We start from the raw sequence: 24,238 nt of genomic DNA on the forward strand, positions 1-24,238 counted from the left end.
GGCACCCCCAGAGCAAATCTGGGGTGCCGCTTTGACGTCGCTGGTTAATCGAGCGTCTTGAGTTTGCCGCGGAAGTCCTCAATACTGGTGTAGCCCTTCAGCAGCATGATGTCACCAAGCTCTTTTTCGATCCGAGCAAAGATTGCCGGCCCTTCGTACCCAAACTGCGTGCCGATTTGCAGCATCGAGGCCCCGCACAAAATGTGCTCAAAGGCGTCGCGGCCAGACATGATGCCGCCGACGCCAATCACAGCGATGGCCGGATTCAGGCGCTGGGCTAAGGCGCGCACGTTGGCCAGGGCGGTCGGCTTGATGCTGGCGCCGCCGATCCCGCCAAAGCCGCCCTTGGGCTTGATGGCCACCGTTTCGGTCTCAAAATTGACAAGCAGGCCGTTGCCGACGCTGTTGATGGTCGTGACAAAGCTCAGCGGAAATTGGTTGAGGATGCCAGCGATCGTATCGAAATGGGCCATGTCGAAGTACGGCGGCAGCTTGACCCCCAGCGGCTTTTGGTAAAAGTCGAACACGGCTTCCAGAGTTTGCCGCGTGGCCACAAAATCGTAGCCGGTTTGCGGATGGCCCGGCACGTTGGGACAAGACAGGTTCAGTTCCACAAAGCCTTGGTAAGCCGAGTCGTTGATTTCGTGAAGCATTGCCAGATTGTCATCAAGACTGGTCCCGGCAAGCGACAGGAAGTTTGTTTTCCCTGGGCGGTTCTGCTCGTCCGTCAGCACGTAGTCGAGGTAATACGCCAGGCCGTTGTTGGGCAGGCCCATGGAGTTGAAGCTGCCGTGCGGCATGGTGGCCATGCGCGGCGATGGATTCCCTGGGCGCGGCGCTGGGGTGGCACTTTTGGTAACATAGGCACCGGCGCGCGATTGCACCAGGGCGTCTAAGTCTTGGGCGGACTGGCAGCGGACGCCCGCCGCGTTCATGAGGCAACTGTCAAAGTGGCGGCCGGCAATTCTGGTTTCAAGGGTCAACATGCGATTTGCTTCCTTTCCTTGGCTGAATCAGTGGCAACCAGTTAGCCCTCCCAGTGGGTGGGGTTCTTGCGCCAGGCGTGCAGCAGCGCCAACTCATCCGCATCGATTTGACCGTGGGCCTGCGCCGTTTGAATCAGCGTGGTGTAATTGGTCAACGTGACGAACTTGGTTTTGGCCGCTTCAAAATTGGCGGTGAGTGCCGGCAGCTGGTAGCTGAAAATGGCTGCCACGCCGATGACGTTCGCGCCTTCGCGCCGCGCCGCCTCTGCCGCCTTCAAAACCGAGCCGCCAGTGCTCAGCAAGTCATCGATCAATACCAGCTTGGCCTGTTGGTCCAGGCGGCCTTCGATCTGCCGGCCCTGCCCGTGGTCCTTGGGCTTGCTGCGGACGTAGACCAGCGGCAGGTTCAGACGCTCGGCCACCAGGGCGGCATGGGGAATGCCTGCCGTGGCGACCCCGCCAATTACCTGCACGTCCGGGTACTGGGTTTTGATCAGCTGCGCCAGCCCGTCTGCAATGCGCGTGCGCACCGCGGGATACGAGATGGTGAGCCGGTTATCGGTGTAAATCGGGCTGTGAATGCCGCTCGCCCAGGTAAATGGCGCTTTGGGCCGCAGGGTCACCGCGCCGATCGTCAATAGGTCAGTGGCAATCGTGGTTTCAATCTCACTCATTTGCGCGCCTCCATTGTCTGCCAATTTGTTTGAACGCTTTGACCGGATCAGCCGCTTGCGTGATCGGCCGGCCGACCACAATCGCTGAGCTGCCCAGCTGCGCCGCCTGCGACGGTGTCGTGGTGCGAACTTGATCGCCGTTTTCGCTGCCGGCGGGTCGGATCCCTGGCGTGACGATCAAGAAGTCCGGCCGGGTGATGGCGCGAATCAGTGGCGCCTCCTGCGCGCTTGCGACGACCCCGTCAGCGCCGGCCGCCTGGGCGACGGCAGCCAGATGCTGCACCGAATCGGCAACGGGACCGGGGATCTGCAGCTCGTTATGCATCATGGCGGCCGAGGTCGACGTCAGTTGCGTGATTGCCAGCAGCTTGGGCGCGGGAAAGCCGGATTCGGCCGCGCCGGCGAGCAGACCGCGTTTGGCGGCCGCCAGCATCTCGCCGCCTCCTGCCGCGTGCGCGGTGGTCAGCTGCACTCCCATGCGACCGATTTGATAGGCTGCCCGCTCGACGGTGTGAGGAATATCGTGCAGTTTTAAGTCGAGGAAGACATTGACGTCGCCCTGAAGCATCACGCCGCCTACCGCGCGTGGGCCGACGCCGTAGAACAGCTCCATGCCAATTTTGACAGTCAGCGGCCGCACGCCCTTGAAGCGCTCAAGAAAGGCCGTCGTTTCCTCAATGGTGGGAAAATCCAGTGCAATGATTGGTGACATACTTCCTCCTACAATGGCTTAGTGGTGAAGGCGCGCGACTCGAGCACCTGAACGATGGCGCGCGCGGTGTCCAGACTGGTCATCAGCGGCACCCCATGCATGATCGCTGCCTGGCGAATGCGGTAGCCGTCGCTGGTCGTCGCCTTGTCCTGGCTGGTGGTGTTGATCACCAGCTGCAGCTTGCGGTCTGAGATGGCATCGAGGATGGCATCCTCGCCGCTTTCGCCGAGCTTGGCAATCACCTTGGTGCGAATGCCTGCCGCCCGCAGCGCCTCGGCGGTCCCGGCGGTGGCATCGATTTGATAGCCGACCTCGCGGAAGCGCTTGGCCAGCGCCACTGCCTCGGGCTTATCGGGATCGGCGACGGTGAACAGCGCGATGCCGTGCGCCGGCAGGTGCGTGTGACTGGCTTCAAAGGCCTTGTACAGCGCCTTTTCCAGCGTGCTGTCCGAGCCCATCACCTCACCGGTCGACTTCATTTCCGGCCCCAGCGTGCTGTCGACGTCGTTAAGCTTGGAAAAGCTGAAGACCGGCGCCTTGACATGGACCCCATCGCGCAGCGGCTGCAGCCCATTTTCAAAACCCAGATCCTTAAGCTTGAGTCCCAAAATGGCCTGGGTGGCCAGCTGCGCCATGGAAATGTCGGTGACTTTGCTCAAAAATGGCACGGTCCGGCTGGCCCGCGGGTTGACTTCGATCACGTAAACTTGATTGTCATGCACGATGAACTGAATGTTCATGATGCCAACGCAGTGCAGCGCGTGCGCCAAGTCGATGGTGTAACGTTCGATTTGGCCTTGAATCGTCTGACTGAAGTCTTGCGGCGGGTAAACGGCCATGGAATCGCCGCTGTGCACCCCGGCGCGCTCAATGTGTTCCATGATGCCCGGAATCACGACGGTCTCGCCGTCGCAAATCGCGTCAACCTCACATTCCTTGCCGACCAGGTACTGATCGATCAGGACTGGGTGGTCGTTGGAAACGGACACCGCCCGGTCGATGTAATCCGCAAGCTCCGCCGAGGAGTGCACGATTTCCATCGCCCGGCCGCCGAGCACGTAACTTGGGCGTACCAGGACTGGGTAGCCGATTTTCTGGCCGATCGCGATGGCCCCGGCTTTATCGGTGGCCGTGTCCCCCACTGGCTGGGGGATGTTCAGCTTGGTGATGATTTCATCAAAGCGGTCGCGGTCTTCCGCGGCGTCCAGGTCATCCAGACTGGTGCCGAGGATCTTCACGCCGTGGGCGGCCAGCGGCGCCGCCAGGTTGATGGCCGTTTGCCCGCCAAACTGGACGATGACGCCCAGCGGTTGCTCCAGGTCGATCACGTTGAGGACGTCCTCGATCGTCAGCGGCTCAAAGTACAGCTTGTCGGAAATCGAGAAGTCAGTGGAGACGGTTTCGGGGTTTGAGTTCATGATGATGGCCTCATACCCTGCCTTTTGAATCGCCTTGACCGAGTGAACCGTCGCGTAGTCGAATTCGACGCCTTGGCCGATGCGAATCGGGCCGGAGCCCAGGACTAGGACACTCTTGCGGCCGCTCTTTTGGCTTTCGTTTTCAGTTTCGTAGGTGCTGTAAAAGTATGGCGTGGTTGAGGCAAATTCGCCGGCGCAGGTGTCAACCATTTTATAGACCGGCGTCAGCTGATTGGCCCGACGCAGGTCGCGGACCTCATCCATGGTTTGCCCCCACAGCTTGGCGACTTCCTGATCGGCAAACCCATTGCGCTTGGCGGTGCGCAGCACTTCCAAGTCGCCCGGATGAGCCTTCAACTCATCTTCGAGCTCGATGATGTGTTTAATTTTGTCGAGGAAGAAAATGTTGATGTGCGACAGCTCGGCCAGCTCGCCCAGGGTAAAGCCGCGCCGCAGCGCCTCGGCCAGGTAAAACAGCCGCATGTCCGTCGGGGTAACGATCAGATCGGTCAGCGCCTGATCAGACAGCTGCTTGGCGGCCGCCAGCTCCAGGTGGGTCGCCCCCACTTCGAGCCCGCGCACGGCCTTGAGCAGCGATTCCTCGATGTTGCGGCCGATCGCCATCACCTCGCCGGTGGCCTTCATCTGGGTCCCCAACGTGCGGTCGCCGTGCTCAAATTTATCAAACGGGAACCGCGGGATCTTCGCCACGACGTAATCGAGCATCGGTTCGAACTCGGCGTAGGTCGCGTCCGTGATGGGATTTTTGATCTCGTCCAGGTGCAGGCCCACGGCGATCTTGGCCGCCATTTTAGCAATCGGATAGCCGGTCGCCTTGGAGGCCAAAGCCGACGAGCGGGACACCCGCGGGTTGACTTCGATGACGTAGTACTTGAAGGAGTTGGGGTCCAGGGCCAGCTGCACGTTGCAGCCGCCTTCGATTTTCAGTGCCCGGATGATTTTCAGCGAGGCGTCGCGCAGCATCTGCACTTCCTTGTCGGTCAGTGTCTGCACCGGAGCGAACACGACCGAATCACCGGTGTGAATGCCGACGGGGTCGAAGTTTTCCATGTTGCAGACCACGATGGCGTTGTCGGCGGCATCGCGCATGACCTCAAATTCGATTTCCTTGAACCCGGCGATCGACCGCTCGACCAGGACCTGAGTCACTGGGCTCAGGTTCAGCCCGTTTTCAGTGATGGTGCGCAGCTCGGCCTCGGTTTTGGCAATGCCGCCGCCGGTGCCGCCCATGGTGAAGGCGGGCCGGATGATGACCGGGTAGCCGATTTTTTCCGCAAACGCCTTGGCCTCGTCGAAGTTATGGGCGATGGCGGACTCGGGGATCGGCTGGTGCAGCTTTTGCATCAGGTTCTTGAACAGCTCACGGTCCTCGGCTTGGTCGATGGCGCTGAGCTTGGTGCCGAGCAGTTCGATGTGCAGTTCGTCAAGAATGCCCGAGTTGGCCAGGGCCATCGCCAGATTGAGGCCGATCTGGCCGCCAATGGTCGGCAGGATGGCATCTGGCAGCTCCTTGCGCAAAATCTGGCTGACAAACTCAGTCGTCAGCGGCTCGATGTAAACCTTGTCCGCGATTTCCTTGTCGGTCATGATGGTTGCCGGGTTGGAGTTCACCAGCACGACTTCGTAGCCTTCCTCACGCAGCGCCAGGCAGGCCTGGGTGCCTGAGTAATCGAATTCCGCAGCCTGCCCGATGATGATGGGGCCTGACCCGATGACCAGAATCTTGTGAATATCAGTACGTTTTGGCATGACTCGCTCCTTTGTTGGCCGAAAAGGCGTCCATCATTTCCATGAATTCGTCGAATAGATGCGCGGCATCGTGAGGACCAGGCGCCGCGTCTGGATGAAACTGGACCGAAAACGCCGGGTACAAGCGATGGCGCAGGCCTTCGACGGTGTGATCATTGATCTCCTCATGCGTGACCAGCAGCTGATCAGGGTCGATCGAGTTCGGGTCGACCGCGTAGCCGTGGTTCTGACTGGTGAAGTCGATGCGGCCGGTCGCAATCTCGCGCACCGGGTGGTTGAAGCCGCGGTGGCCGTACTTCATCTTAAAAGTGTCGGCGCCGTTGGCCAGCGCAAACAGTTGGTGGCCTAAGCAGATGCCAAACATCGGAATGTGCCCTTCCACGCCGCGGATCATGTCCAAAGCGCCTGGCACGTCTTTGGGATCGCCAGGGCCGTTGGTCAGCATCACCCCGTCCGGATTCAGCTCGAGGATCTCGCTGGCCGTAATGGTCGGCGGTACCACGGTCACATTGCACTCGCGCTTGGAAAGCTCGCGCAGGATGCTGTGCTTTAGTCCGAAGTCCACCACCACGATGTCCTTGCCGGTGCCCGGTGCCGGGTAGGCCTGGGTCGTTGCGACCTGGGCAACCTGGTTTTTCGGCAGGACCAGCGCTCGCAGCTGATCGAACGCGTGCTCATCGGCCGCGTCAACGATGCTGGCCTTCATCGTCCCAGCCTCGCGCAGGCGCTTGGTCAACGCCCGTGTGTCGATGCCGGCAATGCCGGGGATGTGCTTGCGCCGCAAAAATTCGTCAAGGGTCATCTGCGCGCGCCAGTTGCCAGTGACACGGGCGGCCTCGTGCACCACCACCCCTTTGGCGGTCGGGTTAATACTTTCGTAGTCGTCCCGGTTGATGCCGGCGTTGCCGATCAACGGATACGTAAAGGTGATGATCTGCCCGTTGTAGCTTTGGTCGGTGATAGTTTCCTGGTAGCCGCTCATCCCGGTGTTAAACACGATTTCGCCGGTAGTGACCGTTTCGGCACCAAACCCTTCCCCAGGAAAAACTGAGCCGTCTTCAAGGATCAAATAGCGTTTCACTGGTTCTCCTCCTTGTATGCGATTTGCCCATCGGCCAGCGTATAAAGCACCTGGCCAGAGACTTCGCGCCCGATGAACGGACTGTTGCGCCCCTTCGACAACCACGTGTTGGCATCGATCTTGTACTGCTTGTTCAAATCGATGATCGTCAGGTCAGCGGGTTGACCGATGCCGATGCTGCCGGCGGGCAACCCAAACGCCTTGGCGGGGTTTGTGCTCATCCACTCAATCAGCTGGTCGAGCGTGAAGCGCCCGCTTTTGACCAGGCTGGTGTAAAGCAGCGCGAAGGCCGTTTCGCTGCCAACGATGCCAAAGGCGGCCGTGCTGAAGTCTCCTGCCTTGTCCGCTGCCGTGTGCGGCGCATGGTCGGTGGCGATCATGTCGATGGTGCCGTCTTCCAGCCCATCGATCAGCGCCATGCGGTCCATTTCGGCCCGCAGCGGCGGGTTCATTTTGTAGTTCGGATCGTTGGCTGGAATGTGTTCGTAGTCCAGCAGCAGGTGGTGCGGCGTGGCCTCGGCGGTGACGTTAACCCCGCGCGCCTTGGCGTCGCGGATCAGCTCGACGCTTTGCTTGGTCGAAACGTGGCAGGCGTGATAGTGCACGCCGGTCGCTTCGGCCAGCGTCAGGTCGCGGGCCAGCTGGGCGGATTCGCTGACGTGGTTGATGCCTGGCAGCCCAAAGGCGTTGGCTTTGGTACCCGTGCTGATCACACCGCCGGCCATCAGCCCGTCGTCCTGAATGTGGGCGACAATCGGCGCGTCAACTTTTGCGGCCGCCTGCATGGCCTGGTACATCGTGGCCGCGTCCTGGATGCCGACCCCGTCGTTGGAAAAGCCCAGCGCACCAGCGTCTTTCAGGGCCTGGTAATCATCGATTTCATTGGAGTGCAGCCCCTTCGTAATCGCCGCAAACTGCTCAACGTGAATCTTGGCGTCGCTGTGGTTTTTCTTGATCAGCTGGCGCAGGTCGATGACGTTGTCCGGCACCGGGTTCAGGTTGGGCATGGCGACCACGGTGGTGAAGCCGCCGTGCGCGGCCGCGGCCGCGCCGGTTTTAATGGTTTCCTTTTGCTCAAAGCCCGGTTCGCGAAAATGCACGTGCACGTCGACGAGTCCAGGCAGGACCGCATTGTTCTGGGCGTCAATGATGGTGGCGTCAGCCGGTGCAAACAGGTGCCGGCCGAGCGCGCTGATTTTGCCGTCTGCAATCAGGATGTCCCCAGTGAAGGACTGTGGGCCCATCACCTTGGCGTTTTTAATCAGTGTATGCATGATGACCTCCTACTTTCCGCATACCAGTTCCAGCATGGCCATGCGCATGAACACGCCGTTGTGCATCTGCTTAAAGATCCGCGACCGTTCGGCCAAAACCAGGTCAGAGGCGAGCTCGACGCCGCGGTTGACCGGCGCCGGATGCATGATGATGGCGCCGGGCTTCATCTGGTCGTAGCGCGCCTGGTTAATGCCGAAGCGTTCATGGTAAGACTCAGCAGAAAATTCCGCCTTTTCTGCTGGGGTCAGGCGCTCCAGCTGAACCCGCAGCAACATCAAGACGTCGACCTGCGGAATCAGGTCATCCAGCGGCACATAGTCACCGTACTGCTCAAAGTCCTTGGTGTACCAAGTTTTCGGCCCGGAAAAACTGACAGTGGCGCCCAGCTGCGTCAGCATGGCCATGTCCGACCGCGCCACCCGGGAGTGGGCTAAGTCACCGACGATGCCGACGTGCAGGCCCTTGAAGTGCCCGAACTCCTCGCGAATGGTCATCAGGTCCAGCATCATTTGACTCGGGTGCTGGCCGGCCCCGTCGCCGGCGTTGACAATGTGCAGCGGCACATTGGCTTCGATCAACGGCTGGTAGTAGTTGTCCTGAGAATGGCGGATCACCGCGACTTGAATGCCAATCGCGGCAAGCGCCCGCAGTGTGTCCTCCAGGCTTTCGCCCTTGGTGACAGAGCTATGGCCGGGATCAAACGGGATCACCGTCATGCCCAGTTTGCGCTCGGCCATTTCAAAACTGGTGTGCGTGCGCGTGCTGTTTTCAAAGAATAGATTGGCCGCGTAGTACGGCGTTGCGACTGCCGGCGTGGCCCCCTGCTTGAAGGCCTCGGCTCGATCGATCAGGCTTTCGGCAAGTTCAGGGGTGACTTGGGTTTCCGAAACAAAATGCTCAAAGTTTTTTAGCATCGACAGGTTCCTCCTCGTTGGCTGCTTGCTGCGGCAGAATGAAGTTCAACAAAATGCCGATCACGGTGGCGATGGCCAGCCCCGAGAAGGTGTAGCCGGCGAATTGCAGGCTGGCGTTGCCGATCCCGATGACCAGGATAGTCGAGCCGATCATGAGGTTGCGTTTCTTATTAAAATCGACCTTGTTGTCGATCAGGACCTTGAGCCCGTTGCTGGCGATGACGCCGAACAGCAGAAATGAGATGCCGCCGATGACCGGACTTGGAATGGTGCGGATCAAGGCGCTGAGCTTGCCGATGAAGGCGAAGAGCACCGCGAACATGCCAGCGCCGGCCAGCACGTACACACTGTGGACCTTGGTCATCGCCATGACCCCGATGTTTTCACCGTATGAGGTGACTGGCGGGCCGCCGACGAACCCGGCGATGATGGAGGCTGTGCCGTCTCCGGCCAGCGTGTGGTTCAGGCCAGGATCCTTGAAGAAGTTGCGGTGAGTCATTTCATCGAGCACCATGATGTGCCCCATGTGCTCCGTCATCGTGACGAAGGCGATTGGCGCCATCGAGAGCACCGCGCCCCAGTAAAACTTGGGCTGGTACGTGAGAAACGGAATTTGAAACGCCGGCAGTGAGAACCACTTGGCCTGCATGACCGGCGTGAAGTCCACGATGCCGAACAGCAAGGCGATGACATAGCCGGTGATCAGCCCCAGCAGAATCGGCAGCAGGCTGATGAACTTCTTCAAGTACATGTTGTAAATGATCGTGAAGGCCAACGTCAGCATGGCGACGGCAAAGTAGCGGATGTCGTACACGCTCTTGGTCGCGGACACGGCGCGCATGGTGGCGTCGGTCGCGGCAGTGCCGGCCAGACTCAGGCCGATGACCATGACGATCGGCCCCACCACGATCGGCGGCAGCGCCTTATCGATCCAGGCGGATCCGGCGAAGTTCACGATTAAGGCGACGATCAGGTACACGCACCCGACGGCGATAGTGCCCTGCGCGATGCCCGGGTAGCCGGTGGTTTTCATCAGCGACTGCATCACCACGATGAAGGAGAAACTGGAGCCCATGTAGGCTGGAATCTTGCCGCGCGTGATCAGGATGTAAATCAGCGTGCCGACCCCGCTGGAAAACAGCGCAATGCTGGGATCCAGGCCAACCAGGATCGGCACCAGCACCGTGGAGCCGAACATGGCGAACAAGTGCTGGATGGACAGGCCCACCCACTGACCGAAGCCAGGTTTATCGTGAATGTCTAAAACTGCGTCATCATCATGAAATTTGGCCATGCTATGCCTCCAGCTGGGCGATGCTGATGCCGTCCTGCCCGTCAATTTCCTTTACTTGCACGTTAATTTCCTCGTGGCGGGAAGTCGGAATGTTTTTGCCGACAAAATCTGGCCGGATCGGCAGCTCGCGGTGGCCGCGATCGACCAGGACGGCCAGGCTGATCTGGCGCGGCCGGCCCTGATCCATCAAGGCGTCCAGCGCGGCGCGAATCGTGCGGCCGGTGAAAATGACGTCGTCAACCAGGATGACATGCTTGTTGGTGATTGATACCGGCAGGTCTGAGCCCTTCACGTCCGGCTGCATCCGGTAGTCGGCGGTGTGCACGTCGTCGCGATACAGGCGAATGTCGAGGTCGCCGACCGGCACAGCCAAGTTTTCCAACTGATTCAAGCGCGCGGCGATCCGGTTGGCCAGGTACACCCCGCGGGTTTTGATTCCCACGATGACCAGATCGGACAGATCCTTGTTCTGCTCGATGATTTCGTACGAGATGCGCGTCAACGCACGCTGCATGGTCACTGCATCCACTACTTGTTTTGCCATAATGATCCCCTTTTCTGCACGAAAAAGCCGCCTGCCATATCCAGTTCGGGTATAGAAGGCGGCTTTTGGCCGAAAATTTCGTTTGCCGCAGCAAACACGTGCCCTTCCAAGCCTCTCTGGACTTAGTTAAAGGTGCTTTATCAAGTTGTTCTCAGTCTAGCGAACGCGCCTGGTCTTGTCAATCCCAGCGCGCAGATCCGCCAAAGTTTTTTGAAACAGCGCTGGCGGCTCAACGGAAAATTCCATGAATTTGCCGGTTGTCGGATGAACGAACCCCAGCGTGCGGGCGTGCAGGAACTGACCTGCACCCGGCAGCGTGACCCGCGGGCCGTACAGCGGGTCGCCGGCCAGCGGGTGGTGAATCGAAGCCATGTGCACGCGGATCTGGTGGGTGCGCCCGGTTTCCAGCACGCACTTGATCAGCGCGTAGTGGGGAAACTGCTCCAGCACCTGGTAATGCGTGACTGCGCGCCGCCCACCTGGCACGATGGCCTGGCGTTTGCGGTCCTTGGGGTCTCTGGCCAGCGGTGCGTCGATGGTGCCTTGTTCGTCGCGAAACGCGCCGTGGACAATCGCCCAGTACTCACGCTTGGTCGTCTTGGCCTTCAGCTGGGCGGACAGGCTGACTTGCGCCTGCGCCGTTTTGGCGACCATGAGCAGCCCGCTGGTGTCCTTGTCAATGCGGTGCACGATGCCAGGCCGCAGCACGTCGTTAATGCCGGGAAAACTGGTGTGAAACAGCAGCCCGTTGACCAAGGTCCCATCGGGGTGGCCGGGGGCAGGATGCACGACCATGCCTTGCGGTTTGTTGACCACAATCACTTGGTCGTCTTCGTAAATGATGTCCAGTGGCATGTCCTGCGGGACAGCTTCAAGCGGTTTGGGTTTGGGGGGATCAAGCCGGATCACGTCGCCGGTGCTCACCTGCTCTTTACCCTTGGCCGCCTTGCCATTCACCGTCACCAGCCCGGCGGCCAGCCATTTTTGCGCCTGCGAGCGGGAGATGTCCGAAAAATTGTCGGCGATCACCTTGTCCAGCCGGCCGCGTTGCGTCGTGATGGTCAATTCTAGCGTGATTTTTCCCCTTTTCCATCGATGAACAACAGGTAAATGACCACCATGACGACGCCGACGGTCAGGCAAGCATCCGCCACATTAAAAATAGCGAAATTCATGAACGTGGTTTCGAACATGTCCGTGACCGAGCCAAAGCGCACGCGGTCGATGAAGTTGCCAATGGTGCCGGCAAGGATCAGCGCCAGCGCAAGTTTGTAGAACCGGCTGCGACCGGCATCGCGCCAGAGCCAGTACACGACGATCAAAGAAACCACTGTGATCAGGTAAAAGAACCACTGCTGGCCGCGCAGCATTGAAAAGGCGGCACCGTCATTTTGCAGGTGGGTCAGCGCAAGGCCAGGCAGAAACGCGACGGTTTCCCCCACTGCGAGGTGGGCGACGACCCACGCTTTGACCACTTGATCGACGACTACTAAGGCCGCTGCCAGTAACAGATATAAAACCATATTCTCTCCTTGTTAGAACAACCCTGAGATTACACCGTCGTCCGAGACATCCATGTTCAAGGCCGCGGGCTGTTTGGGCAGCCCCGGCATGGTGAGCACGGTGCCGGTCATCACGACTAGGAACCCGGCGCCGAGCCGCGGGGTCACGTCGCGGACGTTAATGGTGAAGCCAGATGGCGCGCCTAACGCCTTGGCATTATCGGAAAAGCTGTACTGGGTCTTGGCCATGCAGATTGGCAGGTCAGACCAACCATTTTTGGTGATGGTCCGCAGCGCCAACTCCGCCTTGTGATCATAGTCGACACTGGCGCCGCCGTAAATTTGGGTGACGATCGTGTTGATCTTATCTTTAACCGCATCGGTATTGGCGTAAAGCGGCCGGAAGTCAGCCGGCTGCTTGAGCACGGCGAGCAGCGCATCAGCCAACGCTAGGCCACCCTGGCCGCCTTTGCCCCAAACGTCGGCGGGAATGGCAGTCGTACCTTCTTGCTCACAAAGCTCAACCAGCCGGTTGATTTCGGCCGGCGTGTCCGATGTAAACTGGTTGATGCCGACGATGACGGGAACCCCGTAGCGTTTCATGTTGTGTATGTGGCGCTTGAGGTTGGCAAAGCCGCTTTCCAGCGCGGCAAGATCTTCCGTTTTGAGGTCTGCCAGCTTCTGACCGCCGTTGTACTTGAGCGCGCGCACGGTCGCCACAATCACGACCGCATCAGGCGTTTTGCCCAGCGCCGGGGCGGTAATGTCCATAAACTTTTCGCCGCCCAGATCGGCCCCAAAACCGGCCTCGGTCAGTGCAATGTCGCCCATTTCAAGCGCCGCCCGCGTCGCGATGATCGAATTGCACCCGTGGGCAATGTTGGCAAACGGGCCGCCGTGAATCAAGGCCGGCGTGTGTGCCAGCGTCTGCACCAGGTTTGGTTTGACCGCGTCCCTCAGCAGCATCGCGATCGCGCCCGTCACCCCGAGGTCATCAACGGTGACCGGCTTGCGGTCATAGGTGTAGCCGATGACAATTTTGGCGATGCGGCGCTTCAAGTCGCCAAGACCATCTGCCAAGCACAAAATCGCCATCAGTTCGCTCGCAACGGTGATGTCAAACTCGGTTTCACGCGGCACCCCTGAGGTAACGCCGCCCAGGCCGATGGTGACGTGGCGCAGTGCGCGGTCGTTGATGTCCAGGACGCGGCGCCACTGGATGCGGCGCGGATCCAAGTTCAGCTGGTTGCCCTGCTGCAGGTGGTTGTCGATCAGCGCCGCCAGCGTGTCGACTGCAGTGGTCAGCGCGTGCATGTCACCGGTGAAGTGCAGGTTGATGTCTTCCATCGGCACCACCTGGGAGTAGCCGCCCCCGGTGGCGCCGCCCTTCATGCCCATGACCGGGCCCAGCGAGGGTTCGCGCAGCGCGATCACCGCGTTTTGCTGACGCAGGCGCAGCGCGTCGCCTAACCCGATGGTCACGGTGGACTTGCCTTCCCCGGCCGGGGTCGGGTTGATCGAGGTGACCAGCACCAGCTTGCCCAAGGGCTTGCTTTTGAGCCGCTTCATCGCGGCAAGCGTCAATTTGGCCTTGCTGCGTCCGTAAGGCTCGAGCTCGTCTGGGGTGAGGCCGACCATAGCGCCGATCTCCTCGATCGGCTTCATTTCACTTTGTTCGTTTGCCTGCGCAATTTCGATGTCTGACACGACTAACCCCTTTCTGGCAGCACGGCTGCCAATGCCTGCTTGAGTGCGTCATTATGGCCAAAATGAATAAACGTAATTTTACCGTAAGACCGCGTCACCAGTGTGCAAGTCTGCTTCTTCCAGGCCACCGCCGTCACGTCTTCAGGTGCGATCTGCAGTGAGTTGCCAGGTAAAAGTCGGCGCAGCGTGACGCGGCCAGCGCCGACCACCAGGCGGGAGCGTTGAATCTGCAACGCCGCGAGCGCCAGCACGACCACCAGGAGCGCGGCAGCCGGCCAGCTGACCGGCCCGTAGCCGATGAGTTCCATTTGCAAGACCACGGCAAAACTCACGCCGATCATGATGAAGGCCCAAAACATGGTAAAATCGAGCCAGCCCGGTTGAACGTAAAATCGGTTTTTCACACAGCCACTTCCTTAAGGAGAACGATGAATAAACTATACACAGATGCAGCGACAAAAGGCAATATTGGACTCGGCGGGATCGGTATTTTGATCATCGCCGAAGGGCAGCAGGATCAGACCCACTTACCGCTTCCCGAAATGAGCAATCATGAGGCGGAGTTTGAGGCCGCCATTGCCGGCTTCAGGCGCCTGCTGGCCTTGGGCCTGACTGGTCCGGTCACCTTTTACAGTGATTCTAAGCTCGTAATCGAGGCGCTGGATAAGCATTACGCCAAGCACTATGGTGATTATGTCACAGAATTGACCGCCTTGACCAAGCAATTCTCGTGGGTCTTGTGGCAGTGGGTCCCTGACCACGCCAACCGTGGGGCCCACATGCTGGCCCAGCAAGGGCTGCATGAGGCGGAAGCGGCCGCACGGTAGGCCCACTCGTGGCACTACGCCTGACTGCTTCTATATAATGAAGTCACAGGGCGATGCAGGTTGTCCTTTACCTGCGGACGTGGCAAAATTGGCCACAGACGAGGTCCGGCGGCTTGCCGGGCGATCAATCGATTAAAGGCGGTGCGTGCATGTCTCTTCTTACAATCATCATTTTACTGGTGCTGCTGCTCAACACCATTGCAGCCATTTTCACCGTGCTCCGGTCGGTGCGCGATATTTCCACGACCTGGGCTTGGCTTTTGGTGCTGATTTTTCTGCCGGTGATCGGGTTTGGCATTTACCTGTTTGCTGGCCGCGGCCTCTCGACCAAAAAGGTGCACGCGATCCAAACCGAGTACCGACGCGGGACCAAGGCCTTTGTGGCGATGCAAAAGCACGCCAACACCCACGGCCGCCTGCTGCCGGCCGCGGTGACCTCAACGGCCGCCAAGGAGCTGACCACCTTGTTTCTTAACACGGCCAGCGCGCCGGTGCTGGGGGATAACTCAGTCGACCTGTTCTTCGACGGCAAAAAAAAGTTTGCCAAGCTTTTTGAAGACATCGAAGCGGCGACGGACCACGTCTTTGTGGAGTATTACACCTTTTACAACGACGAGCTGGGCAACCAGTTCCGGGACCTGTTGATCAAGAAAGCCAAGCAAGGCGTCAAGGTCCTGGTCCTTTACGACGCCTGGGGTTCCCTTGGCGCAAACAAAAAGTTCTGGGCGCCGCTGTTGGCCGCTGGGGCCAAGGCGGAAGCCTACTTTTCCTCGCAGCACCTCATCACCGATTTTCGGCTGAACTACCGGCTGCACCGCAAAATCGTTGTGATCGACGACGACATCGGCTTCATCGGCGGCTTTAACGTCGGCGACCAGTACGTGTCCCGCAAAAAGAAATTCGGGTTCTGGCGCGACACGCACCTGCGCATTCGCGGCAATACGGTGTACGCGCTGAAGGTGCAGTTTCTGATGGACTGGAATGCGACCGTGCCGGATGATCAGGCCGAGCCTTACGACATCGATGTCGCGCCGCTGTCGCCGGAAAATCTGGCGACGCGCCACATTCACCTGGGGAGCGCGCCGATGCAAATCGTCGCCAGCGGCCCAGATTCCTCCGCGCAGCAGATCAAGTACGGCTATGTGAAGATGATCGCCAGCGCGACCAAGTCGATTCGCCTGCAGACGCCGTACCTGATCCCCGACGACACGGCCATGGACGCGCTGATCACCGCCGCCTTGGCCGGCATCGACGTCCAGGTGATGGTGCCGGACATGCCCGATCACCCCTTTATCTTCCGGGCGACCCAGTACTACGCCAATTACCTGAGCCGCTACGGGATTAAGATCTACCACTACCAAAACGGCTTCCTGCACGCCAAGACCCTGGTGATCGACGATGTGGTCGCCAGTGTCGGCTCAGCCAACTTCGATATTCGCTCGTTTAAGCTGAATTTTGAAGTCAACGCGTTTATCTACGACGCCAAAATTGCTGAGCAGCTGACGGCGGCGTTTGATGAGGACTTGAAGCACAGTCAGCTGCTGACGCCGGCGCTGATCAAGAGTCAAGGCCACTGGCTGCGATTCAAGCAGTATTTCTCACGGCTTCTCTCCCCTGTGCTGTAACCAATCAGAGAGCAAAAAACGTGTCTCTTATTCAATTTCCAAAGTACGCCAGCGCCCCTGGGTCGCGATTCTAAGACGAATCGCAGCTCAGGGGCGCTTGTGTTTCGGACTAAACGTGTATATCTCTCAGTCTGGTTTATTTGACCCATTTATCAAATGCTTCCGGACGCTTGCGCAACGTCTCCAAAGCCGCCTTGACCATTTCGTCGTGGCGGGCCTTCAGTTCGTCGCCTTCCAGGTGATAGCGATCGATCAAATACCCCGTGGCAAGGTCTTCAACGCTTCGCCGCTCCAGGCCCCCATCTTTGAACAGGGCATCGACCCCTTCCAAGCCATTTTTAGTGGCTTCGATCAGGGTTTTCGCGAGGTCGCGGCTTTTGATTCCGTGCTTGCTGGCGTAATCGATGAGGCCATCCACCATGTCGACAGCGGCAGCTTCGTCCGCTTTTTTGTCATCACTCATGTTTTCACCTCCGATACCTTGTGTCTTTATTATAGGTCAATGGCCGGACCCTGAGAAACTTACAAAAAAATAGTGTCCAAAGGCTATTTTTATTTGGACAGTCGCGGTATACTAAACGTACAAAACCTTTAACACCACACCTTGAGGCCTGAAAATCCGTTGGCCACAAGATGTGGTGTTTTTGCTTGACCGCACCCCCAACATTGAGTATGATAGTCCCATAAGATAACAAGAAAGAGTGATTGATATGAGCAATATTACATTGTTTACCAAGAACGGCTGCCCGCAGTGCCGCATGACGAAGAACTACCTGCGGACCCACAACATTCAATTCACCGAACACAACATTAACGAAGAGCCTCAATACATCAGCTACTTGAAAGATAAAGGCTTCCAGGCTGTGCCGGTCCTTGAGGCTGACGGATTGCAATCCTTCTACGGGTTCCGCCCAGAAGCATTGAAGCAGCTGGCTGGCTAATCGGCCAGCTTTTTTCATCTCCCTAACTTTGTGAAAGTGGTGACATTATGGCATTAAGCACGCTGAAACCAGAAGACGTTTCATACTACGCCTTGAATAATGAGATCAACATCCCCGTTGATGGCCAGATTCCGCTGGCCAAAGATAAGCAGGCCCTGGCGGCCTTTCTTGAAGAGAATGTGACGCCAAACACCAAACATTTCGCCTCCCTTCAGGACAGGCTCGACTACTTGGTCAAAAACAAGTACTACGAAAAGGCCATGCTGGATAAATACAGTCCAGCCTTCCTGGAAAAGATCAACGATTTTCTGACCAACGCCGGGTTCCAATTCAAGTCCTTCATGGCGGCGTACAAGTTTTACGCCCAATACGCCTTGAAGACGGATGACAACCAGTACTACTTGGAAGACTTCAAAGACCGCGTCTTTTCGAATGCCCTGTACTTTGCGGATGGCAACGAAGACTTGGCGATGGCCCTGGCGGATGAAATGATCCACCAGCGCTACCAGCCGGCCACCCCGTCGTTCCTGAACGCCGGCCGCTTGCGCCGCGGTGAATTGGTTTCCTGTTTCTTGCTGCAGATCGCCGATGATATGAACTCCATCGGCCGCGCCGTGAACTCAGCGCTGGAGCTTTCCCGCATTGGCGGCGGGGTCGGCTTGACCCTGTCGAACCTGCGCGAAGCCGGGGCCCCGATCAAGGGCATCGAAGGCGCAGCCAGCGGTGTGCTGCCAGTCATGAAGCTGCTGGAAGACAGCTTTTCCTATTCTAACCAGCTGGGCCAGCGCCAAGGGGCCGGGGTCGTTTACCTGAACGTCTTCCACCCAGACATCATTAGCTTCCTGGGCGCCAAGAAGGAAAACGCCGACGAAAAGTACCGCGTCAAGACCCTGAGCCTCGGCGTGATCGTACCAGACAAGTATTACGAACTGGTTGCCGCAGACGCTGACATGTACCTGTTCTCCCCTTACTCCGTGGAGCGCGAGTACGGCCAGCCATTCTCCTACGTTGACATCAGCAAGGAATACGACAACATGGTCGCCAACCCCAAGATCAAGAAGTACAAGATCAAGGCCCGCGACCTGGAAAACGAAATTTCTAAGCTCCAGCAGGAATCCGGCTACCCGTACATCGTTAACATTGATACCGCTAACGACGCCAGCCCGATCGCCGGCAAGATCATCATGTCCAACCTGTGCTCGGAAATCATGCAGGTGCAAACGCCAAGCGTGATCAACAACAAGCAGGAATACGACGTGATGGGCACCGATGTTTCCTGCAACCTGGGTTCAACTAACATTCCGAACCTCATGAAGAGCCAGGACTTCGGCAAGAGTGTTGAGGCCATGGTGCGCGCGTTGACCTATGTCACCGACAGCAGCAACATCGATGTCGTGCCGTCGGTTCAACACGGCAACCACCTCGCCCACTCCATCGGCCTGGGCGCAATGGGCCTGCACACCTACTTTGCCTTGAACCACATGCAGTATGGGGACGAGGAGTCGCTCGACTTCACCAACATCTACTTCCTGCTGCTCAACTATTACACCCTGAAGGCGTCGAACAAGATCGCCGCAGAGCGCGGTGAGACCTTCCACAACTTCAAGGCCAGCAAGTACGCCGATGGCTCGTATTTCGACAAGTACGTCAACCAGACCTGGGCGCCGAAGACCGCAAAGGTTCAGGAGCTGTTCAAAAACGTGAAAATCCCGACGCAGCAGGATTGGGCTGATCTAAAAGCCGCGGTCATGAAGGATGGTTTGTATCACCAGAACCGTCTTGCTGTCGCCCCGAACGGCTCGATCTCTTACATCAACGACACCAGCGCCTCCTTGCAGCCGATCGTCAACCGCATTGAGGACCGCCAGGAAAAGAAAATCGGGACGATCTACTATCCCGCTCCTGGCCTTTCCAACGACACGATGCCTTATTACAAGAGTGCCTACGACATCGACATGCGCAAGGAAATCGACGTTTACGCCGAGGCCCAGCAGCACGTTGACCAAAGCATGTCCCTCACCTTGTTCATGCGCTCCACGATTCCAGAAGGCATGTACCCATGGAAAAAGGGTCGCACCAACAAGATGACCACGCGCGATTTGAACATTCTGCGCAACTACGCACACCACAAGGGCATCAAGTCGATTTACTACATCCGGACTTACACGGATGACCAGGAAGAAATCGGTTCGAACGCTTGCGAATCTTGCTCGATTTAAACCGCAGCGGGCATGGCTTGGCCCTGCCTTTTGCGAGTCTTGCGGCAAACAATTTTAAGGAGTGGCAAAATGGCTGAAAAGCAGTACATTGCGATCAATTGGAACGACATTGAAGACCAGATCGACAAGGCGACCTGGGAAAAGCTGACCGAGCAGTTTTGGCTCGATACCCGGATCCCGGTGTCAAACGACCTGGATGACTGGCGCACCTTGAGCTCAGACGAGCAGTGGGTCGTCGGCCATGTTTTTGGCGGCCTCACGCTGCTGGATACCCTGCAAAGCCAGGACGGCATGCGCAGCTTGATGGACAATATTCGCACCCAGCAGGAGCGCGCGGTGCTGAACAACATCCAGTTCATGGAGTCCGTGCACGCAAAGTCCTACTCGACGATTTTTTCCACGCTGAATACCCCGGCAGAAATCGATGAGATCTTTGACTGGACCAACTCCAACAAACACCTGCAGTACAAGGCCAACAAGATCAACGACATCTATCACAACGGTTCGCCGCTGGAGAAAAAGGTCGCATCAGTCTTCCTGGAAACCTTCCTGTTCTACTCCGGCTTCTTCACCCCGCTTTACTACCTGGGCAACAACAAGTTGACCAACGTTGCAGAGATCATCAAGCTGATCATTCGCGACGAGTCCGTTCACGGAACCTACATCGGCTACAAGTTCCAACTTGGCTTTAACGAGCTCTCAGAAGACGAGCAAAGCAAAATGAAGGACTGGATGTACGATCTGCTGTACGACCTCTACGCCAACGAGGAAGGCTACACCAACGACTTGTACGCCAAGACCGACTGGACCGATGAAGTCCTCACCTTCCTGCGCTACAACGCCAACAAGGCGCTGATGAATCTGGGTCAGGATCCCCTGTTCCCAGACACCGCCGAGGATGTGAACCCGATCGTCATGAACGGGATCTCCACCTCCACGTCGAACCACGACTTCTTCTCCCAGGTCGGCAACGGCTACCGTTTGGGCGAAGTCGAAGCCATGAGCGACGACGACTACAAGTTCTAGGCCAAAATAATAGCGCTGATCATCAAAAGTGATCAGCGCTATTTTTGTGCCTAGGCTAACCCAGGCGTCATGCTGGCCTGGTAAATGGCCGTGACCGCCGCTTCATCCAGCGGCAGGTAGGCATTGCCTAAACGCTTGGCAGCGGCTTGGGCCATTGGAGCGAAGTTCTTATCGTCCGCAATGCCCACTTCCGGCAGCGTCATGCCAAAGCCAAGGCTGGTGATCCAGCTCAGCGTCTTGGCAATCGCGTGGCCGGCAAGATCCGCTTCTTCGGCATCGGTCAGGTGCCAGACGTTGCGGCCAAACCGGGCAAACAGCGCCGTGGTCGTGGGATCAGACGTCAAGACGTAATGCATCCAGCGCGGGGTCAAAATCCCCAGCCCGACACCGTGCGTGATGTCGTAAAACGCGGAGAGCTCGTGCTCCATGGCATGACAGGACCAGCCGTTGCGGTTGCCCGCCCCCATTTCGCCGTTCAGCGCCGCGGTGGCGGTCCACATGAGGTTCTGACGCGCCGGCAGTGAATCCGGCTGCTTGATCGCCACTGGCGCCCATTTGATCACGCTGCGCATCAGCCCTTCGATCATGCCCTTGGTGGCGTCATTATCGGGTTCGCGATCAAAATACTGCTCACACAGGTGGCTGAAAATATCCATCGAACCGGCCGCGGTTTGCCGCGCCGGAACGGTGAAGGTCAACGTCGGGTCCATGAATGATACCGCCGGCGTGCGACTGCTGCGAGCCCCCAGTTTTTGCTTGGTCTCAGGATTGGAGATGACCGCGTTGATATTCATTTCGGTACCGGTGGCGGCAAGCGTCACGACGTCAACAATCGGCAGCTGCGGGGTGCTTTTGCCCAGCTCGCTGTCAAGCACCAAGTCCCACGGGTCGCCGGCGTAGTTCGCAGCCTCACCGATTACCTTGGATGCGTCAATGACCGAGCCGCCGCCGACGGCCAGGATCACCTGAATGTTGTTGGCCTTTGCCAGCTTCTTGCCGGCGCGCACGGAAGCGATTTTGGGATTGGGCGCGATGCCCGGCAGCTCCGTGACGTGCAGACCAGAAAGGGCCTTGATGACGCGGTCATACAGCCCACTGGCTTTAATTGAATGACCGCCGTAAACAAAGAGCACGCGGTCGCCGAACTGGCTGACCGCGGCTTTAAGGTCCGCCTCTTTGAGCGGGCCGAACCGCAAATCCGTTTGATTATTTAACCGAAAAGCTTGCATGATAAACCTCCAATACATTCTTTGGCAGGCGATGCTGTCCCCTTTACTGTGAGCCATCTGGGCCAGATTGACAAGCGGTCAGCGATACCGCACCCACCAGGTTTCCGCGTCTTGATGGGCCGCCAACACCAGCCAGCCCAGGTGCAGCCCCAAGCGCTGCGCCACCCCGGCAGAGCGGTGATTCGCCTCATCGCAGCCAATCAACACGCTTTGCGCCTCAAGCGGCCCGAACGCCAGCTGCATCAACGCGCGGGCCGCTTCGGTGGCAAACCCCTGCCCCCAGTACTCAGGCAAGAGCAGGTAGCCAATTTCCACCCCATCGATGGCTGGGTGCAAGTGGCACTCCACGGCGCCGAGAAACACGCCGTCTTGCTCGATCACCCATTTGCCCGCCGGCTGCCCCAGCCAGTAGCGGCGAATGTTGGCCCGAGCGGCGCTCAAGTCGGCAAACCGCAGCGTCCACTGATTGGCGCGCGGATCTTGACCGTTGGCGAGCAGCGACTTGGCATCGGTCAGCAAAAACGGCCGCAGCGTGAGCCGGGCCGTTTCCAGGTGCGAATATCGCGCCAAAATTTCCTCGTTTACCAAATGTGGACGCGCTTTTCAGGGGCGGTGTACATGCCATCGCCTGGCTTCACGTCAAAGGTCGAGTAAAATTCATCCAGGTTCTGCGGCTGCACATTCGCTCGCAACTTGTTCGGCGCGTGCACGTCGATCGACAAAATGAACTTGGCGTATTCCGGCCGGGACTTCTGACGCCAGACCCGGGCCCAGTTGGTGAAGAACGCCTTGAGGTCGGCATCGGGCTGATTCTGTGCGGTTTCCAAGGCTGCGGCCAAGCCGCCGGCATCCGCGATGTTTTCGGAGACAATCTGTTTGCCGTTGACCTTACCCGCCGGCGTTTCAAGCCCGTCGAACTCGTCGATCATCTGCTGGGTCAGTTCTTTGAAGTGGGCGTAGTCGGCTTCCTGCCACCAGTTCGTCATGTTGCCGTACTCGTCGAATTGGGCCCCGTTGTTGTCAAACCCGTGTGAAATTTCGTGGGCGATGACGGCCCCAATCCCGCCGTAGTTTTCACTGGCGGTTTGCTTCAAGGAGTAGAAAGGAGCCTGCAAAATGGCTGCTGGGAACGTGATGTCATTGCGCGACGGATCATAGCTGGCGTTGACCAGGTGCCCTGGCATGTTCCAGACGTTGCGGTCGACCGGCTTGGTCAGCTGCTCAACGTTGAAGGCATGCCGCGCCTCGGCGAGCTGGATCACATTTTCCAGCAGGCCTTGGTCGTCCTGCACATGCATGCGGTCGTATACTTCATTCGGGCGCTCCGGGTAGCCCATTTTCAGGACCATTTTGTCGAGCTTGACGATGGCCTTGTCTTTGGTGGACTGACTGAGCCAATCAGAGTTGGCGAGTCGGCGCTTGTAGGTCGCAATCATGTTCTCGACCAGCTGGGTCACATCCTGCTTGGCTTCTTCGCCGAAGTAGGTGCGACCGTAGTAGATGCCGACCGGTTCCGAGAAGACCCGGTTGGCCAGGCGGTAGGCGTGCTTGATCTGCTTTGGCGCTTCCGGATTGCCGGAGAGCGCACGACCGAACTTCCCGCCGAGCTGGCGCAGGTCTTCGCTCAGGTACCCGGTGTTGGAAACCAAGTCAGAGACATAGGCCCAGTGCTTGTACCGCTCAAACGTTGCCGCTGAGAACAGCTGCGTGAATTCCTTCAAGAAACGGGGATCGGCGACGATGATCGTGTCCGGCACTGCCGGCCAGGCGTCCTTAGCAAAACTGGCCAGGTCAAAATCACCGAGCTGGTCGGCAACTTCCTGGAAGGATTGCGGGTTGTAAGCCTTCGGGTAGTCTGCCCACTCTTCGCGCGTCTTTACGTGCTTGGCCAACTCGCGGTCAAACGCCAGCGCATCGTCCAGGTAGGCCGCCTGGTCTGCTTCGCTGAGATCCGTTTGCGCCAGAATTTCCTTGACCATGTCTGCCCAGACTTTGAGCAGCGCCTTGCCCTGTTCATTGTCTTCAGCGTAGTAAGGCACGTCAGGCAAAATGGTGGCCGGGCCGGTCAGCGTGATCTTGTTGACGCTGGTGTCCTTGAGGTCTGGTTCCGCATCCGTTTCAAACGGCATTGGGAACAGCGAGGCGGACAGGTCGGCGGCTTTGGCGTTGAACGCCGCGATGTCCGAAGTGTCGTTCAGCGGCACCAAGCGGTCCAGCGCCGGCTTGATACCGGCCTGGTCGCGAGCTTTGAAGTCCTTGGCCTTGTCGTAAAGCTTTACGGCCTCGGCAAAGTAGGCATCCGGCGCCTGCTTGCTGCCGTCGCTGACGCCGGCAAAGTCCGCCATCAGCTTCGCCTCGACGTCGTCTGCGAGGTCGTTAAAGCCGCCTGTCGCGGTCTTGTCTGGCGCAATTTCCGCCGTCTTTTCCCATTCGCCGTTGACGGCTTCGTACAAATCATCCTGGTATCGTGCTTCAGCCATTTTCTTGTCGCTCC

The 24,238-nt window shown here is 58.4% G+C and carries 22 protein-coding genes; 5 read left to right on the forward strand and 17 right to left on the reverse strand.

Annotated features, from left to right (window positions below; genetic code table 11):
* Positions 1 to 44: 44 nt before the first annotated feature.
* From JUE30_RS01400 to JUE30_RS01460, 13 genes are all read right to left on the reverse strand, one after another.
* Positions 45 to 986 (reverse strand): dihydroorotate oxidase, encoded by a 942-nt coding sequence (locus tag JUE30_RS01400; RefSeq protein WP_203623297.1) that lies wholly within the window; start codon positions 984 to 986, stop codon positions 45 to 47.
* 41 nt (positions 987 to 1,027) lie between these two features.
* Complete coding sequence (gene pyrE / locus JUE30_RS01405; RefSeq protein ID WP_203623298.1) at positions 1,028 to 1,660, reverse strand: orotate phosphoribosyltransferase; 633 nt, start codon at positions 1,658 to 1,660, stop codon at positions 1,028 to 1,030.
* Positions 1,653 to 2,372 (reverse strand): orotidine-5'-phosphate decarboxylase, encoded by a 720-nt coding sequence (gene pyrF, locus JUE30_RS01410; RefSeq protein WP_203623299.1) that lies wholly within the window; start codon positions 2,370 to 2,372, stop codon positions 1,653 to 1,655. Before pyrF ends, pyrE begins: the two co-directional genes overlap by 8 nt.
* A gap of 8 nt (positions 2,373 to 2,380) precedes the next feature.
* Entirely contained in the window at positions 2,381 to 5,560 is a 3,180-nt protein-coding gene (carB, locus tag JUE30_RS01415; protein WP_203623300.1) for a carbamoyl-phosphate synthase large subunit, read from the reverse strand.
* Complete coding sequence (locus JUE30_RS01420; protein ID WP_125754488.1) at positions 5,544 to 6,641, reverse strand: carbamoyl phosphate synthase small subunit; 1,098 nt, start codon at positions 6,639 to 6,641, stop codon at positions 5,544 to 5,546. The genes carB and JUE30_RS01420 overlap by 17 nt, the downstream gene beginning before the upstream one ends.
* Positions 6,638 to 7,915, reverse strand: coding sequence for a dihydroorotase (locus JUE30_RS01425; RefSeq protein WP_203623301.1), 1,278 nt, complete (start codon positions 7,913 to 7,915; stop codon positions 6,638 to 6,640). The genes JUE30_RS01420 and JUE30_RS01425 overlap by 4 nt, the downstream gene beginning before the upstream one ends.
* A gap of 9 nt (positions 7,916 to 7,924) precedes the next feature.
* The gene (locus JUE30_RS01430; RefSeq protein ID WP_125754490.1) at positions 7,925 to 8,830 is read right to left on the reverse strand and encodes an aspartate carbamoyltransferase catalytic subunit; all 906 of its coding nucleotides are present in this window, start codon (positions 8,828 to 8,830) and stop codon (positions 7,925 to 7,927) included.
* A complete protein-coding gene (locus JUE30_RS01435) occupies positions 8,814 to 10,124 on the reverse strand; it encodes a uracil-xanthine permease family protein (protein WP_125754491.1) in 1,311 nt (436 codons plus the stop codon). The genes JUE30_RS01430 and JUE30_RS01435 overlap by 17 nt, the downstream gene beginning before the upstream one ends.
* Before the next feature lies 1 nt (position 10,125).
* Entirely contained in the window at positions 10,126 to 10,674 is a 549-nt protein-coding gene (gene pyrR / locus JUE30_RS01440; protein ID WP_125754492.1) for a bifunctional pyr operon transcriptional regulator/uracil phosphoribosyltransferase PyrR, read from the reverse strand.
* Positions 10,675 to 10,824: 150 nt separating this feature from the next.
* On the reverse strand, positions 10,825 to 11,745 hold the full coding sequence (locus JUE30_RS01445) for an RluA family pseudouridine synthase (protein ID WP_125754593.1): 921 nt from the start codon (positions 11,743 to 11,745) through the stop codon (positions 10,825 to 10,827).
* Positions 11,736 to 12,191 (reverse strand): signal peptidase II, encoded by a 456-nt coding sequence (gene lspA, locus JUE30_RS01450; RefSeq protein ID WP_203623302.1) that lies wholly within the window; start codon positions 12,189 to 12,191, stop codon positions 11,736 to 11,738. The genes JUE30_RS01445 and lspA overlap by 10 nt, the downstream gene beginning before the upstream one ends.
* Before the next feature lie 12 nt (positions 12,192 to 12,203).
* A complete protein-coding gene (locus tag JUE30_RS01455; RefSeq protein WP_125754494.1) occupies positions 12,204 to 13,877 on the reverse strand; it encodes a formate--tetrahydrofolate ligase in 1,674 nt (557 codons plus the stop codon).
* A gap of 2 nt (positions 13,878 to 13,879) precedes the next feature.
* Complete coding sequence (locus JUE30_RS01460) at positions 13,880 to 14,281, reverse strand: EbsA family protein (RefSeq protein WP_203623303.1); 402 nt, start codon at positions 14,279 to 14,281, stop codon at positions 13,880 to 13,882.
* Between the two features lie 24 nt (positions 14,282 to 14,305).
* Between JUE30_RS01460 and JUE30_RS01465 the strand changes: the two genes are divergently transcribed.
* Complete coding sequence (locus tag JUE30_RS01465; protein ID WP_203623304.1) at positions 14,306 to 14,704, forward strand: reverse transcriptase-like protein; 399 nt, start codon at positions 14,306 to 14,308, stop codon at positions 14,702 to 14,704.
* 149 nt (positions 14,705 to 14,853) lie between these two features.
* Positions 14,854 to 16,329 (forward strand): cardiolipin synthase, encoded by a 1,476-nt coding sequence (cls, locus tag JUE30_RS01470; RefSeq protein ID WP_203623305.1) that lies wholly within the window; start codon positions 14,854 to 14,856, stop codon positions 16,327 to 16,329.
* Positions 16,330 to 16,465: 136 nt separating this feature from the next.
* Here the strand turns inward: cls and JUE30_RS01475 are convergent, their stop codons facing one another.
* Entirely contained in the window at positions 16,466 to 16,792 is a 327-nt protein-coding gene (locus tag JUE30_RS01475) for a hypothetical protein (RefSeq protein ID WP_203623306.1), read from the reverse strand.
* A 247-nt stretch (positions 16,793 to 17,039) separates the two neighbouring features.
* Between JUE30_RS01475 and nrdH the strand changes: the two genes are divergently transcribed.
* The 3 genes from nrdH to nrdF all read left to right on the forward strand — a co-directional run bounded on the left by nrdH (position 17,040) and on the right by nrdF (position 20,515).
* Positions 17,040 to 17,270, forward strand: a complete 231-nt coding sequence (gene nrdH / locus JUE30_RS01480; RefSeq protein ID WP_125754499.1) for a glutaredoxin-like protein NrdH — start codon at positions 17,040 to 17,042, stop codon at positions 17,268 to 17,270.
* Positions 17,271 to 17,317: 47 nt separating this feature from the next.
* Positions 17,318 to 19,489, forward strand: a complete 2,172-nt coding sequence (gene nrdE / locus JUE30_RS01485; RefSeq protein WP_125754500.1) for a class 1b ribonucleoside-diphosphate reductase subunit alpha — start codon at positions 17,318 to 17,320, stop codon at positions 19,487 to 19,489.
* Positions 19,490 to 19,558: 69 nt separating this feature from the next.
* Entirely contained in the window at positions 19,559 to 20,515 is a 957-nt protein-coding gene (gene nrdF / locus JUE30_RS01490; RefSeq protein ID WP_125754501.1) for a class 1b ribonucleoside-diphosphate reductase subunit beta, read from the forward strand.
* A 50-nt stretch (positions 20,516 to 20,565) separates the two neighbouring features.
* Here the strand turns inward: nrdF and JUE30_RS01495 are convergent, their stop codons facing one another.
* From JUE30_RS01495 to JUE30_RS01505, 3 genes are all read right to left on the reverse strand, one after another.
* A complete protein-coding gene (locus JUE30_RS01495; protein ID WP_125754502.1) occupies positions 20,566 to 21,744 on the reverse strand; it encodes an iron-containing alcohol dehydrogenase in 1,179 nt (392 codons plus the stop codon).
* A 78-nt stretch (positions 21,745 to 21,822) separates the two neighbouring features.
* On the reverse strand, positions 21,823 to 22,314 hold the full coding sequence (locus JUE30_RS01500) for a GNAT family N-acetyltransferase (RefSeq protein WP_203623307.1): 492 nt from the start codon (positions 22,312 to 22,314) through the stop codon (positions 21,823 to 21,825).
* A gap of 11 nt (positions 22,315 to 22,325) precedes the next feature.
* Positions 22,326 to 24,224, reverse strand: coding sequence for a M13 family metallopeptidase (locus JUE30_RS01505; protein ID WP_125754504.1), 1,899 nt, complete (start codon positions 24,222 to 24,224; stop codon positions 22,326 to 22,328).
* Positions 24,225 to 24,238: the final 14 nt, after the last annotated feature.

Origin of the sequence: Lacticaseibacillus sp. 866-1, assembly GCF_016861825.1 — a bacterium.
In the GTDB taxonomy this organism is placed as follows: Bacteria; Bacillota; Bacilli; order Lactobacillales; family Lactobacillaceae; genus Lacticaseibacillus.

Bases quoted from the DNA above. Each gene is read 5' to 3' on its own strand.
- JUE30_RS01400 (WP_203623297.1), bottom strand. From the start codon at position 986: ATGTTGACCCTTGAAACCAGAATTGCCGGCCGCCACTTTGACAGTTGC.
- pyrE (WP_203623298.1), bottom strand. From the start codon at position 1,660: ATGAGTGAGATTGAAACCACGATTGCCACTGACCTATTGACGATCGGC.
- pyrF (WP_203623299.1), bottom strand. From the start codon at position 2,372: ATGTCACCAATCATTGCACTGGATTTTCCCACCATTGAGGAAACGACG.
- carB (WP_203623300.1), bottom strand. From the start codon at position 5,560: ATGCCAAAACGTACTGATATTCACAAGATTCTGGTCATCGGGTCAGGC.
- JUE30_RS01425 (WP_203623301.1), bottom strand. From the start codon at position 7,915: ATGCATACACTGATTAAAAACGCCAAGGTGATGGGCCCACAGTCCTTC.
- JUE30_RS01430 (WP_125754490.1), bottom strand. From the start codon at position 8,830: ATGCTAAAAAACTTTGAGCATTTTGTTTCGGAAACCCAAGTCACCCCT.
- JUE30_RS01435 (WP_125754491.1), bottom strand. From the start codon at position 10,124: ATGGCCAAATTTCATGATGATGACGCAGTTTTAGACATTCACGATAAA.
- lspA (WP_203623302.1), bottom strand. From the start codon at position 12,191: ATGGTTTTATATCTGTTACTGGCAGCGGCCTTAGTAGTCGTCGATCAA.
- JUE30_RS01465 (WP_203623304.1), top strand. From the start codon at position 14,306: ATGAATAAACTATACACAGATGCAGCGACAAAAGGCAATATTGGACTC.
- cls (WP_203623305.1), top strand. From the start codon at position 14,854: ATGTCTCTTCTTACAATCATCATTTTACTGGTGCTGCTGCTCAACACC.
- JUE30_RS01475 (WP_203623306.1), bottom strand. From the start codon at position 16,792: ATGAGTGATGACAAAAAAGCGGACGAAGCTGCCGCTGTCGACATGGTG.
- nrdH (WP_125754499.1), top strand. From the start codon at position 17,040: ATGAGCAATATTACATTGTTTACCAAGAACGGCTGCCCGCAGTGCCGC.
- nrdE (WP_125754500.1), top strand. From the start codon at position 17,318: ATGGCATTAAGCACGCTGAAACCAGAAGACGTTTCATACTACGCCTTG.
- nrdF (WP_125754501.1), top strand. From the start codon at position 19,559: ATGGCTGAAAAGCAGTACATTGCGATCAATTGGAACGACATTGAAGAC.
- JUE30_RS01495 (WP_125754502.1), bottom strand. From the start codon at position 21,744: ATGCAAGCTTTTCGGTTAAATAATCAAACGGATTTGCGGTTCGGCCCG.
- JUE30_RS01505 (WP_125754504.1), bottom strand. From the start codon at position 24,224: ATGGCTGAAGCACGATACCAGGATGATTTGTACGAAGCCGTCAACGGC.